Annotated in this window: 8 protein-coding genes; 2 read left to right on the top strand and 6 right to left on the bottom strand. The window is 75.9% G+C overall.

Going from position 1 to position 13,590, the window contains the following annotated elements; translation table 11 throughout:
• Positions 1–13: 13 nt before the first annotated feature.
• Both aroC and ACQP2H_RS19195 read left to right on the top strand, forming a co-directional pair.
• Positions 14–1,192, top strand: coding sequence for a chorismate synthase (gene aroC, locus ACQP2H_RS19190; RefSeq protein ID WP_433228319.1), 1,179 nt, complete (start codon positions 14–16; stop codon positions 1,190–1,192).
• A gap of 304 nt (positions 1,193–1,496) precedes the next feature.
• Positions 1,497–3,242, top strand: coding sequence for a ricin-type beta-trefoil lectin domain protein (locus ACQP2H_RS19195; protein WP_357534127.1), 1,746 nt, complete (start codon positions 1,497–1,499; stop codon positions 3,240–3,242).
• Positions 3,243–3,330: 88 nt separating this feature from the next.
• Here the strand turns inward: ACQP2H_RS19195 and ACQP2H_RS19200 are convergent, their stop codons facing one another.
• The 6 genes from ACQP2H_RS19200 to ACQP2H_RS19225 all read right to left on the bottom strand — a co-directional run bounded on the left by ACQP2H_RS19200 (position 3,331) and on the right by ACQP2H_RS19225 (position 13,569).
• Positions 3,331–4,440 (bottom strand): hypothetical protein, encoded by a 1,110-nt coding sequence (locus ACQP2H_RS19200; protein ID WP_433228321.1) that lies wholly within the window; start codon positions 4,438–4,440, stop codon positions 3,331–3,333.
• An 81-nt stretch (positions 4,441–4,521) separates the two neighbouring features.
• On the bottom strand, positions 4,522–5,124 hold the full coding sequence (locus ACQP2H_RS19205) for a sigma-70 family RNA polymerase sigma factor (RefSeq protein ID WP_307799237.1): 603 nt from the start codon (positions 5,122–5,124) through the stop codon (positions 4,522–4,524).
• Between the two features lie 222 nt (positions 5,125–5,346).
• Positions 5,347–8,715: an AAA family ATPase gene (locus tag ACQP2H_RS19210; protein WP_433228324.1), complete on the bottom strand. Its 3,369-nt coding sequence runs from the start codon at positions 8,713–8,715 to the stop codon at positions 5,347–5,349.
• Between the two features lie 109 nt (positions 8,716–8,824).
• Complete coding sequence (locus ACQP2H_RS19215) at positions 8,825–11,395, bottom strand: hypothetical protein (protein ID WP_433228326.1); 2,571 nt, start codon at positions 11,393–11,395, stop codon at positions 8,825–8,827.
• 6 nt (positions 11,396–11,401) lie between these two features.
• Positions 11,402–12,484, bottom strand: a complete 1,083-nt coding sequence (locus ACQP2H_RS19220) for a hypothetical protein (protein ID WP_433228328.1) — start codon at positions 12,482–12,484, stop codon at positions 11,402–11,404.
• Entirely contained in the window at positions 12,481–13,569 is a 1,089-nt protein-coding gene (locus ACQP2H_RS19225; RefSeq protein WP_433228331.1) for a hypothetical protein, read from the bottom strand. The genes ACQP2H_RS19220 and ACQP2H_RS19225 overlap by 4 nt, the downstream gene beginning before the upstream one ends.
• Positions 13,570–13,590 lie beyond the last annotated feature (21 nt).

Here is a 13,590-nt window from a genome sequence, read left to right on the forward strand (position 1 = left end):
GGGGGTGGTGACGGTGTTGCGTTGGCTGACTGCAGGTGAATCGCATGGTCCGGCTCTGGTGGCGTTGTTGGAGGGGGTTCCCGCCGGGGTGGCGGTGACTTCTGGTGACATCGTGGGTGAGTTGGCGCGTCGTCGGTTGGGTTATGGCCGGGGTGCGCGGATGGCGTTCGAGCAGGATGAGGTCGAGGTCGTCGGTGGTCTGCGGCACGGCGTCACGCTGGGCAGTCCGGTCGCGATCCGGGTGGGGAACTCGGAGTGGCCGAAGTGGCAGACGGTGATGGCCGCCGACCCGGTGGATGCGGACGAGTTGGCGAGTCAGGCCCGGAACGCTCCGCTGACCCGTCCCCGGCCCGGCCACGCCGACCTGGCCGGCATGCAGAAGTACGGTCACACCGACGCCCGGCCGATCCTGGAGCGGGCCAGCGCCCGGGAGACCGCCGCCCGGGTGGCCGTGGGCACCGTGGCGAAGGCCCTGGTGAAGCAGGCCCTCGGCATCGAAATCGTGTCGCACGTGGTGGAGCTCGGCTCGGTGGCCGCGAAGCCCGGTTTGCGGCCGGTGCCGGAGGATGCTGAGCGGATCGACGCGGACCCGTTGCGGTGTCTCGATCCGGACGCGAGTGCCCGGATGGTCGCCGAGGTCGACGCCGCGAAGAGGGCCGCCGACACGTTGGGTGGGGTGGTGGAGGTGTTGGCGTACGGGGTGCCGCCGGGTCTGGGTAGTCATGTGCAGTGGGATCGGAAGCTTGATGCCCGGTTGGCGACGGCGTTGATGTCGATCCAGGCGATCAAGGGGGTGGAGATCGGGGACGGGTGGTTGCAGGCGCGGTCGCGGGGGTCGGAGGCGCATGACGAGATCGTGCCGACGGCGACGGGGGTGCGTCGGGTGACGGATCGGGCGGGTGGTTTGGAGGGTGGGATCACGACGGGTGAGCCGGTGCGGGTGCGGGCGGCGATGAAGCCGATTTCGTCGTTGAATCGGGCTCTGTCGACGGTGGATGTGGCGACGGGTGAGCCGGCGACGGCGATCAACCAGCGCAGCGACGTGTGTGCGGTGCCGGCGGCGGCGGTGGTGGCGGAGGCGATGGTGGCGTTGGTCCTCGCTGAGGCTGCCGTGGAGAAGTTCGGTGGTGACTCGGTGGCGGAGATTCGCCGCAACCTGACCGGCTACCTCGACAGCCTGATCATCAGGTGAGCGCCGGCTACCAGGAAGGGCTGACACGGGTGAGCGCGAGGAGTGCAGCGCAGCGGAGCCCCGCAGTCGCGAACGGAAGGTCGGCACAGGTGAGCGCGAGGAGTGCAGCGCAGCGCAGCCCCGCGGTCGCAAACGGAGGGCTCCACCGGTGAACCCGGGCCGGGGCGCTGCGGTGACGTCCGCCGCGTGCCCCGGCATTGCCGCCTCCCGGCGCTACCGGCAAACTCCTCCCTGATCCGACTGAACTTTCGACTTGCTCGGTGCGTTGAGAGGTCGAAGCCACAGCCTGTCGAGGAGCGCACCGGTGCCACTGACCTTCACGCCCCACCGCGAGCGGCTGGAACGATTCGTCGGTGGGGTGCGGCAGCGGTTGTCACCGCTGCCCGACGGCGTACGGCGACGGCTGTCGCGCCTGCCCGGCCCGCCGATCGTCGCGCGGATCGTCGCCGGTCTGGTGGCCCTCGCGCTCGCTGTGCTGGCCGGTTTCGCCGCCACCACCGGGTTCGGCACGGCCACCGCCGACACCGTGGAGGGCAAGCCGGTCCCCGCCGACCAGGCGCCGCTGATCGCCCAGGCCGCGCTCTCGTGTCCGACGCTCACCGCGCCCCGCCTGGCCGGGCAGCTCATGGCCGCCTCGGGTTTCGTGGCCGACGCGCGCACCGACAACGGTGGTTCCGGGGTGGCCGGGTTGACCGACGAGCTGTGGCAGCGGTGGCTGCCCTGGCCCGACGCGCCCCGCCTGGACGTCGCGGCGAACATCGTCGCGCTGGCCCACCACATGTGCGACCTCGTCGGGCAGGTCGCCCGGGGCGACGTCGACGGCGACACGTGGGAGCTGGCACTCGCGGCGCACCACTCCGGGATGCCCGCGGTCCAGGCCGACCGGGGTATCCCCGAGGCGGCGGCCGGGTACGTGCGGACCGTCGTCGGCTACGCCGAGTGGTACTCCCGGCAGCCCGACTTCGACCGGGACGCGACGGGCGGGCCACCGACACCTGTCCCACCCGCACCGACCGCCGGCAGCGCACCGCGCCCCATCCCCGACGAGTACCTGTCGGCGGTCCTCGCCGCCGGCCGCGCCTGCCCGGCGGTGACCCCAGCCAAGATCGCCGGACAGCTCATGGCAGCGTCGGGGTTCAACCCGAACCTGCTCGGTGCGAACGGCGCGCAGGGCATCGCCCAGTTCCTCCCCACGGTCTGGAGCCGCTACGCGACGGCGGGTCAGTCGCCGTGGGAAGCCGCCACGGCGATCGCCACGCTCGGCCGGACCATGTGTGCCCTCACCACCGACCTGGGGGGACTGACCGCCGACCCGTACCCGCTCGCGTTGGCCGCCTTCCAGTGGGGTCCGGGGGTGCAGGCCGGTGGCGCCCCGGACCTGAGCATGGTGGACGAGAACGCCAGCCGGGTCCTGGCCTATGCCGCCTTCTACGCCCAGGATCCCCGGCTCGGCGGCCGTCCGTCGACGCGACCCCCACTGCCGGCCGGCACCCGGGGCCCGGTGCTGGCCCTGCCGCCCACGCCCGCCGGTGCGGGCCCCGGTCCCGGCGCCGGCACCGGCACGACCAGGCCCGGTGCCAACCCGACCAAGCCCGCCCCGGCGGCCACCGCCCCGTCCACGCAGGCAGCGGCCCGTCCGACCACCCCGGCGCCAGCGCCGGCGGCGTCCACCGGCTACCGCATCCGCGGGTACGGCAGCACCTGTGTGTACGCCCCCTCCACTGTCGACGGCCAGCAGTTGGTGATCTGGGACTGCAACAGCTCGGCCCGGCAGAAGTGGACCTTCGGCGGTGACGGCACGATCCGGATGGGTTCGCTCTGCATGGATCTGGCGAACGCCTCCAGCGCCGACGGCACCCGCATCCAGTTGGCGACGTGCAACGGCGGCTGGGCCCAGAAGTTCTGGATCAACGGCTCCGGCGACATGGTCAACTCGGCGATCGGCAGGTGCGTCGACGTCCGGGACTGGTCCACCGCCAACGGCACCGGCCTGCAGCTGTGGACGTGCAACGGCGAGGCCAACCAGAAGTGGACGAAGGTGAAGGCCTAGCCGGCGAGGACCGACGGGACGGCCGGACCGACGGGACGGCCGGAAGCACGGGGCAGCCGGACCAGTTGGGGCGGCGGGACGGGGCTGGTCAGCGGGGGCCGGTGGGGCGGCCGATCCGGGCCGACACGACCGCCGTCCCGTCGGCCTGCGCGACCGCGAAGAACGCCAGGGTGTCGACGGCGACCGCGATCTCACCGGTGACCTCCTGCGGCCCGGTCGTCGCCGTCCACTGTGCCACCTGGTAGGTCCGGGTGTCGGCGGCGACCGCGTAGAGCCGGTACTCGACCCCCGCCGTCAGGCCGACCACGGTGGCCCGCACGTCGGCGACCGGCCCGGGTCGGTCGGTACGGGCCGAGACGGTCACGGAGAGCCGTGCCGAGGCACCTACTCCCTCCACCGTCACTCCCGCGTTGACCGGGTTGACGGTGGACCGCCCGGCGACGGGTGCACCGCTCTGCTGCCGCTGCCCGAGCGTCACCCCCAGGGACACCGCCGCGACCATGGCGAGCGTGCCGGCGACGAGCCACCGCCGTCGCCCCCGCCGGACCCGGTCAGGCTCACGGCCGGCCGGACCACGGCCGGCCGTGTCCCGGGTGCGCGGTCGATCGGTCGGGGCCGGCCGCGACGGCGCGGGAGCCGGACGTGACGGCTCGGGCCGGGCGGGCGCGACATCGGCACCGGTGGCCGTGGCCGCGCCGTCCGCCCCGACGGCCACCGGACCGGTGGACACCGTCGCGGGGTCGGAACCGGACCCCCCGCGTGGAGCCGGGGTAGGGGTGGACCCAGGGTGCCCGGTCGGGGGCGGGGCGGGGGCGGAACCGGGCCGCTCGGCCGGGACCGGGGTGGGAGCGGGCGGGCCGCCCGCCGCCAGGGTGGGACCGGACGGGCCGGCCGGCGTCGGGGTGGGAGCAGGCGGGTCGGACGGCGTCGAGGTGGGAGCGGGCGGGCCGGCCGGCGTCGCAGCGGTGTCGGCGGTGAGCAGGCCGGAGACCTCACCGGTGGTCAGCCCGGAGAAGGCACCCACCAGCGGGCCCAGCCGGTCACACTCGTCCAGGCAGATCACGCAGGTGCCGAGGTGGCGTTCGAACTCCCACTCGTCCTGCGGGTCGAGGTCCCCCCACAGGTAGGGAGCGCACTGCTCCAGTGGGGCGTGGGCCACCGGACCGGGGGCGTCGCTGTCGCTTCGGAGGTCGGTCATGGCCTGTCAGCTCTGCTCGGGGAGGCAGCGCCTCGCGGCCCGCCGCAGCAATCGTATGTCATCACGGACGTGGTGGACGTCTCACGCACCGTCAACCTCCCCGATCACGGCGCGTAGCGCGCGCAGGGCGTAGTGTGCCCGGGATTTGACCGTCCCCTCGGCGATGCCGAACGCCGCCGCGATCTCGGCGGTGGACAGTCCCCGGAAATAGACGGCCTCCACCACCCGGCGGTGCTCGGTGCTGATCTTGGGTAGGGCGTCCCGGATGGTCTGCGCGGTCACCACCCGTTCGGCCACGTCGGCGGTCGCCGGCATCCGGTTGAGGTCCAACGTGCCGACCTCGGTCGGGCGGGCCTGCCGGGCCCGCGCCACGTCGATGGCGACCCGGCGGGCCACGGTGAACAGCCACCGCCGTTGGGTCTCCAGGTCGTCGGCGAGACTGTCGATGCTGCGCCAGGCCCGCATCATCGTCTCCTGGAGCAGGTCCTCGGCGAGTTGCCGCTCGCCGACGGCCAGCCTGAGCAGGAACCGGAACAGCGGCTCGGCATGCGCGGCGTGCAGCGCCTGTAGCCGCTCGTCGGGCGTCAGGTCGGTGGCGGGTGGTGGGACCCCGGCTGCGGTCGCCGCGTCCGCGTCGGCCGCCACCCCGATGCCGGCCCCGCCCGGCGCGTCCGCGTCCGGCACGCGAGAAAGACCTGCCAACCGGTGCCTCCCCAGCACGCTCACCGTCGGCGTGACCGGCTGCGCAAGCGCTCTCGCACCTCCGGTCCCACGTCGATCCAGGAGAGCATACGGGTCGCCCCCGGGCATGCCGTCGCTGATGTCACCCGGTCTGCGGCGACGCCGCCGGGCCCGACCCGGACGGTCCACCTGCCGGGCGGTCAGCACGCCCACCACCCGGTCCGGCTAGGCATGTGCCACCACCGGCGTGACGTCCTCCGCCAGCAGGGTCCGCAGATCCGCGACGGTCGGCCCGGTCAGGCCGCGCAACCGACCGGCCTGCCGGGTCACCGCCTCGTCGAGGACCTGGCGGGCGTACCGGCCGTTGCCGAGGGCCCGGCCGGGCGGGGCCTGCTCGAAGTGCTGACGCAGGGCGGCCAGCGTCTCCCCCGGACAGTCGTACCCGCCGGAACGGGCCAGCCCCTCGAAGATGGCCACCAGCTCGTCGGCGGTGTACGGGGCGAAGTGGACCCGGCGGGAGAACCGGGAGGCCAGGCCGGCGTTCGCGGCGAGGAACTGCTCGATCTCCGCTTCGTAACCGGCGACGATCACCACCACCTCGTCGCGATGGTCCTCCATCAGCTTGACCAGGGTGTCGATCGCCTCCCGACCGAAGTCGTTACGGGCGTCGGGCGGTGCCAGCGTGTACGCCTCGTCGATGAACAGCACGCCACCGCGGGCCCGTTCGAACGCCTCCCGGGTGCGCTGCGCGGTGTGCCCGACGTACTCACCGACCAGGTCGGCGCGGGCCACCTCGACCAGCTGGCCGCCGCGCAGCACCCCCAGCGCGGTCAACAGTTGCCCGTAGAGGCGGGCCACCGTGGTCTTGCCGGTGCCGGGCGGCCCCGAGAAGACCAGGTGCCGGGAGACCGAGGGTGCCGGCAGGCCGGCCCGCACCCGGGTCCGGGCGGCGGCTAGCAGGTCGGTCAGGTCGGCCACCTCCTGTTTCACCGCGTCCAGCCCGATCATGGCGTGCAGCCGGGCCAGCAGCGTGTCCACCGCACCGGCCGGCGGTTCGTCGTCCGCCGGACCGGCCGCCGTCTCGTCGAGGTCCTGCGGCAGCAACTGGGCCAGCTCCACTCCCGAGGCGGCACCGCTGTCGGACAGCCGGAACGCCTGCCGGCTGACCATCTCCTCGAAGGTCTGCCGGGCCACCCGGGCGTTGCCGAACGACCCGGTACGCGGCATCGACTCGAACCACGACTCCAGGGCGATCCGGGTGTCGTACTCCAGGGCGTAGTGGTGGCTGCTGCACAGCCGTTCGACGATCTGCACCAGCTCCGGGGAGGTGTAGCTCTCGAACTCGACGGTCTTGGAGAACCGGGAGGCCAGCCCCGGATTCGCCGCCAGGAACGTGCGCATCTGCGCCGAGTAACCGGCGACGATCACCACCACCTCGTCACGGTGGTCCTCCATCAGCTTGACCAGGGTGTCGATCGCCTCCCGACCGAAGTCGTGCCCCGATCCGCCACCGTCGACCGGGGCCAGGGTGTACGCCTCGTCGATGAACAGCACACCGCCGATCGCCTCGGTGAACCGTTCGGTGGTCTTCACCGCCGTACCGCCGATGTGTTCGGCGACCAGGTCGGCGCGGGCCACCTCGACCAGTTGCCCGCCGGGCAACACGCCGAGGGCGGCCAGGATGCGGCCGTAGAGCCGGGCCACGGTGGTCTTCCCGGTGCCCGGCGCACCCGCGAAGATCATGTGCCGGGACATGGGTGGGGCGGGCAGCCCGGCGGCGGCCCGCCGCCGGCTGATCCGGTGCAGCCCGACCAGGGTCGCCACCTCCCGCTTCACCCCGGCCAGACCGACCAGCGCGTCCAGTTCGGCCAGCAACGGCGCGGCCGGGTCGTCGGCGGGCGAGCCGGCGGGTGGTGTCGCCGACACCACCGGGGCGGGGTCGGCGACCCGCACCGGGCCGGTCGGGTCGGGGCGTGCCGCGGGTGGCGGCGACGGGGACACCGGCGTCGCCCCGGTCCCGTCCGCTGCCGGGCCCGGCGGCGTCTGCCCACCGTCGGTACCGACGAGTTCGACCGCGGTGGCGTCGACCGTGGTACGCAGCCGACCACCCCCGTTGCCCCGTAGCTCGGTCTCGACCAGCCGCACCGGCCGGCGCGTCTGCACCAGCACCCCCGGGCCGGTGTTGCCGAACACCTCGCACCCGGTCACCTCGCCCTGCGACTCCCCGGCCAGCCACACACCCGGCCCGTCGCTACCCCGCACCCGGCTGCGCCGCAGCTGCACCGTCGCCCCGCGCTGGGCGGTCAGCCCGGCACCCCGGCTGCCGAGCACGTCCACGCCGGTGGCCCGCAGCCGCCCGGCCGACACGACGAGACCGGTGCCGCAGTCGCGCAGGGTCATGCCCTCCACGGTCAGCTCCCCGTCGGTCACCGACACACCGGCCGACCCGGCGTCGGTCACCGCTCCCCCTCGCGCCCGCAGCCGGGCCGACTCGGCGACCCGCAGCCCCTCCTGCGTCGGCGCGGTGACGGTCAGGTCGTCGACCTCGGGCCGGGAGGTGCCCCGGGCCAGCAGCCCGGACCGGGCCCGGACGACCGTCACCTCCCGGGCGCTGCCGGTCGCCGCGTCGGCGAAGAGCAGGCCGACCCCGTCGGTGGCGCTCAGCGTGCCGCCCTCGATCCGGGGCGCCGCCGTACCGCTGACCACCACCGCCGCCCCGGTCTCCACCTCGACCCGTAACCCCAGGTAGCTGCCGGTGGCGGCGGCCTGGACACTCAGCCCGTGCCCGCTGCCGGCCCCGACGACGCAGTCGCGCAACGTCGGGTCGGCCGTCCCGTCGACCAGCACCGCCGGGCCGGTCGCCGTGCGGATCTCGCAGCCGGTCAGCTCGGGGCTGCCCCCGGTCACCAGCACCGGGGTGCCACCGGTGTCCACGATCCGGGTGTCGACCAGCCGGATCGTGCCGTCCTCGACCACCACGCCGGGGCCGTCGACGGCGGAGATCACACACTGCTCCACCAGCCCCCGGCCGCCGCCGGTGCACAACAGCCCGCTGCCGCGTACGTCGGTGATCGTGCAGCCGCGCAGCACCGGGTCACCGCCGGTGACGGCCACCGCCACGGTGCCGATCCCGGCGACCGTGGTGCGGACGACCTCACCGGTGCCGGCGCGTTCGAACAGCAGACCCGCCCCGGCGGGGTTGCCCACCCGGCAGTCCCGCATGGTCAGCTCCCCCCGGGGCACGTGCACCGCGACGACACCACCGGCCCGTACGCCACACCGGGTGAGGTCCAACCGACCGCCGCCGACCTGAACGGCCGGCATGTGCCCGCCGCCACCGAGCAGCTCGATCCCGTGCAGCGTCACCTCTCCCGCGCCGACGTGCAACGCCACCCCGTCGCCCCCGTCGATGGTGACCGTGCCCGGCCCCTCCTCGGCGATCAGCGTGACGTCGCCGCCGAGCTGGAGCTGTTCCCGGTACACCCCCGGCTGCACGACGACGGTGGCGCCGAACGGGGCGACGGCCAACGCGCCGGCGATCGTCGGCGGGCACCCCGGTTCCGTCTGGGAGACCGCCATCACGGTGCTGTTCACCCCTCACCACCCTCTCGTCTGGTTGATCCCCCGCCCACCGCACCCCGCGCGCCGCCGCCCGGCCGACGGTGGGCGGGTTTCGTCGTACCGGCCCGCCCCGCCACCGGCATCACCCCGACGGCGGGGCGAACAGCCGCCCCGCCCCGTCGACGCCGACCCCCACCGGCAACGGCGGGGTGCCGCCGCCCGGCACGTCCCCCACCCCGGCGACCGCCCGCAACCGCTGCAGCGTCTTCTCGCCGCCCGGGGCCGGCCGGCCGGCCGGCAACTCCCGCAGGAACACCTGCCGCAGCTCGCGGTCACCCACCGGCTCGTCCGCCAACACCTGGAAACAGGTCCCGGCGGGGAAGACCGCCGTACCGTCGGTCCGGGGTCCGGTGTGGACGCCGGCGGATGTGGTGCGGGCCCCGGTGCCGGCCGTGCCGAGACCACCCAGCCGGCGGGCGCCGACGGACCAGATCACGAACTGCACCCCGGCGTCCGGCACCGGCGCGGGCGTCGGGTCGACGTCGAGGAAGGCCGGCTCCACCAGCAGTGTGCCGGGCGGGTAGCCGCCCGGCGGTGCGACGGCCGCGGCGCGGAAGACCGGACCGAAGACCACCGGCAGGCGACGCAGCCCGTACCCCACCCAGCGGGCCAGCACCGCCGCATCGTCGGCCGGCACGGCGTCGCCCCGCAGGACCGCGTTCACCGTCTGCCGTTCCCCGACGCAGTAGGCGCGGACGGCGACCAGGCCCGCCGGCAGGTCCGGCGCGCTCACCGCAGCCACCCGCAGGCCGGGTTCCTCCGCCAGGGTCCGGGTCACCACCTGCGTGTACGAGTCGTAGCGGCCGGCGAGGATCCGCCGCAGCGCCGTCCGGTCCCCGGCGGTGGGCGCACTCCCGTCCAGCCGGAACGTCACCGGGACCCGCGTCGGGCCCTGCGGGGCCGGTCGCGGTCCGGGGACGGCGGCCGGCGGCACGCCGGGGCCGCCGGGTGCCGGTTCCGGTCGGCCGGGTGCCGCGTCGGGGGTCCCGACCGGGGTGTCCGGACGACCGGGGGTCAGGGCCGGTCGGTCGTGGGCTGCGGCGGGTGGCACGGTCGGGTCGGGAGGCGGGTCGGGGCGGGGGCCTTCCGGGCCGGGCGGGGGCGGGTCCGTCGGCTCCGGGGCCGGCGGACGACCGTCCCCGGTCACCTCCGGCGACCCGACCCGGATCAGGTCCAGCCGGGGAGCGGCGAGGTGCCGCCACCGGTCCGCACCGTCCGCCGGCACGGCTGCCGGGTCGACGGCCGATGCGGACACGCCGACCAGGAGCACGCCCGGGGTGTCGCGGGCCGTACCGGAACCGTCCGACGGCGCGGCGACCGGCCCGACCGGGCGGGCGGTGGTCACGACGGGCCCGGCACGGGTCATGGCGGGCGCGGCACCGGTCGTGGCCTGCGCGTCGTCAGGTGGTTCGGAGGTGGCGGGCGCGACGGGTGGCGTGGGGGACGCGGCGGGCAGGTCCGCCGGGGCGGGGAGCACCGGGCCGAGGTCGGTCACCGTGCGGGCGGTGCCCGCCGCCGGCCGGGGACGCCACCGGCGGAACGTGCCCGTGGTGGTCAGCAGCCCCGTGGCGGTGACCTCGACCCGGGCGTCACCGGCGACGACCGGAGCGCCGAGGGCGTCGGCGAGAGCCCCGAACAGCATCCCGGCCGTGGCTGGGTACGGTGCGTCACCGCAGAGCACCACGGGTCGCCCGGCACTCCGCAGGGCGGCCAGGTGACCGGCGAGCACCCCGGGTGGCACCGGCCGCCCGTCCACCTGGAAGCCGCCCGCGCCGAGCGCCACCTCGACCAGGTAGACGTCGAGCGGCACCGGAGCCTGCCGGCCCGGGCCCGCGACGTCGTCCCGCCCCACCGGCGTGCCGGCGGTCGGCGGGCCGACGGGGTCGGGCAGGAAGGACCAGCCACCGGGGACCGGTCGTCCCGGCGGGCGGCCCCGGTCACCGGACGGCTGCCCGCCGGGAGCACCCGGACCGCCATCACCCGTCGGTTCCGGCCGTCCCGCGTCCTCAACGGACCGGGCGGGCCCGACGGACCGGGCGGGCAGGGTGGGTTCAGCGGACAGCGCGGGCACGGCAGGCAGGGCGGGTTCGGCGACACCGGGGCGGCGCGGCGCGGCGGGCGGCGGCGGCCAGGCGGCGGGCAGCCACGTGTAGCCGTCCCCGACCGGGGCGACCAGCCAGCCCTCGGGGCCGCCGACCGGCCGGGACGGCCCGGCAGGCGGCGGGCACCAGGCGGCGGGCGGGTGCTCCGGTCGGGCGGTGCCGCCGTCGGCGACGATCCACCGGCGGGCCGCCGGCACCCCCCGGGTGGACACGGCCGGGGCGTCCAGCGGAACCGCCCCGTCGATCCCGAGATCCGTGGCGAGCCCGGCCGCCAGGTCCGGCACCGCCACCGGGTCGGCGTAACCGCCGAGCGGGGCCAGCCGGAACCCGGCGGCCGACCCGCCGAGCTGGCGGGGCAGCAGGTCGGCCAGGAGCCCGAACAGGTCCGGTCGGGCCGACACGGCCGCCGAGCAGAGCACCACGGTACGGTCCGGGTCGGTCGGCAGCCGGGCGGCCACCCCGGCCAGGGCGGCGTACGGCTCCGCGGCGGCGTGGACGAGGAGCACGGCACCGACGACGGCGGCGTGTACGGGTTCGGGCGGGTCGGTCATCGTCGGTCAGCCCGCCGTCCGTCGGACCACGCCGGTGGCCTCGACCAGCGCCGCCCGGGACCGGTGCACCGCCACCGCGTCCACGTCGGGGGGCGCGTAGCCGGCCGCCCGGATCGCCGCCAGCAGGCCCTCGTCCGGGGCGATCCGGTACCGGGTGAGGTAGTGCGCGGTGGCGGCGGACCAGATCCACCGGCCGTCGCCGAGCAGGTCCACCGGCACCGTGCGGCCCGGGGTGACCACGTCGGGCACCCCGGCCGGGCCGGTCAGCAGGGGGAACCCGGCGGCGAGGTAGCCGGCGACCCGGTTCGCCTCCGCGGTCGACAGTCGGGCCCGGTCGGAGCCGAACGTCGGGTTCCCGGTCGCGTCGAGGGTGTCGAAGGTCGCCGCGACGCGTACCCGCTCGGCCGGTCGGGCGGCCCAGAGCAGGACGGCCTCCGCGAGCGCCCGCCGGTGGTACGCCGGCAGCCCGGCGAGGTGCCCGAAGACCTCGACCAGCGGTTCGGTCTCGCCCACCGCCGCCAGGGCGGCCTGGAGCCGCGCGGTGAGCGCGACCGCCCCGGTACGGGCCTGGACCAGATAGACCCGGGTGGCCGACGGGTACGGCGTGGCCGACGCCGGGCGTCGCCAGACCCGCCACAGCCCGGCGGGCTGTGCCGCCCCGCCACCGAGGGCGTCGACGGCGGCCCGGTCGACCTCGTCCACGCCGTCGGACGCGACGTCCCCGACGGGCGGGTGCACAGCGGAGCTGGCCGACCCGGGCGGGCCGGCGGCGGGACCGTTGCCGGGCTGTTCCGGGTCGGCGGGTGGGTCGGGTGTCCAGAGGTAGGGCGGGGTGCGGTCGTCCCCGGCGCGGGGCAGGTCGGCGAGCAGGTCGTCGGGCGCACCGGCGGCGACGAGCACCCCGCTGAGCAGCAGCACGTCGGGGTCGGTCAGCCGGATCTGCCGGGCGACGGCGGCGAAGGCCACCATCCGGGCCACCTCGGTCACCGCACCGTCGGCCAGCCGGGCGCGGGCGGTGCCGAGCAGCGCGGCGGGGGCCTGCCCGGCGATCCGCAGCAGGAGCCGGTGCATCGCCGACGGCACGCTCATGCCTCCACAACGGGGGGCCCGCCGTGATGGTTCACCCCGGTCCGGTCGGGGTCGCACATCGCCGCGAAGAGGTACGACAGCGAACGGTGCACCGCCACCGCGTCGAGGGTCGGGGCGGTGTAGTCGGCGGCCCGGATCGCCGCGAGCAGGTCCGGTTCGGGGGCGAACCCGTACTGGTCGGCGTAGTAGGTGACCGCCTCCGACCACAGCCACCGCCCGTCGCCCCGGACACCCGTGGGCACCGGGTCGACGGCCGACGCCGGATCGAAGCCGTCGGCCGACCGGTGCGGGCTGGTCAGCAGCGGCACCCCCGCGCCGAGGTAGGCGACGACCCGTTCCGCCTCGTCGTCGCTGAGGGTGCCGGGTGGGTCGGCGGGGTCCGGTGGGGTGGCCGTCCGCAGCGGCCCGGCGGGGCGGTCGGCCCAGAGCAGCGCCGAGTAGGCCAACGCCCGCCGCTGGTACTCCGGCAGCTCCACCGGCTCACCGAACGCCTCCACCAGCGGATGCTGTTCCCCGGCGGCCTCCAGGGTGGACCCGATCCGGGCGGCGAGGGCGACCGGTTGCGCGCCCTGCACGAGGTAGAGCCGCTTCGGCACCGGATACGGCGTGTCCACGGCCGGGTACCGCCAGGCCCGCCAGAGCCCCACCGGCCCAGGCGAGGCAGCCACCGTGGCGATGGCGGCCCGGTCGAGGTCGTCGGGCCCGCCCGGGCCGTCCCCACCCACGGTCAGGTCCATGCTGTACGGCACCCGCCCACCGACCCCGGCCAGCACCTGCGGGCCCACCGGGGCCATCCCGTACGCCACCGGCGGGGCTTCACCGGTGGACAACCCGGCGAGCACGTCGCCGTCCGCACCGGCGTCGGCCAGGAGCCCGGCGAGCAGTACGTGCTCGGGCGCGGTGAGCCCGACGCCCCCGGTCAGGCAGGTGAACACCACCGCCTGGGCCACCTCGGCCAGCTGATCCGCCGCGAGCCACTGCCGGGCCGCGCTGACCACCTCGTCCGGGGCCTGCCCGGCGAGGCGCAGCAGCAGCCGGTGCACGGCGGTACGCCGATCGGTGGTCGGCCCGGTCGTCGTGGTCATGCCCCCACAACGGCCCCCGGG

This window comes from Micromonospora sp. CA-248260 (assembly GCF_050942205.1).
Taxonomy (GTDB): Bacteria; Actinomycetota; Actinomycetes; order Mycobacteriales; family Micromonosporaceae; genus Micromonospora; species Micromonospora antibiotica.

Excerpts from the sequence above, each read along its gene's own strand:
- ACQP2H_RS19200 (WP_433228321.1), bottom strand. The coding sequence starts at position 4,440 with ATGACCGACCTCCGAAGCGACAGCGACGCCCCCGGTCCGGTGGCCCAC.
- ACQP2H_RS19215 (WP_433228326.1), bottom strand. The coding sequence starts at position 11,395 with ATGACCGACCCGCCCGAACCCGTACACGCCGCCGTCGTCGGTGCCGTG.
- ACQP2H_RS19220 (WP_433228328.1), bottom strand. The coding sequence starts at position 12,484 with ATGAGCGTGCCGTCGGCGATGCACCGGCTCCTGCTGCGGATCGCCGGG.
- ACQP2H_RS19225 (WP_433228331.1), bottom strand. The coding sequence starts at position 13,569 with ATGACCACGACGACCGGGCCGACCACCGATCGGCGTACCGCCGTGCAC.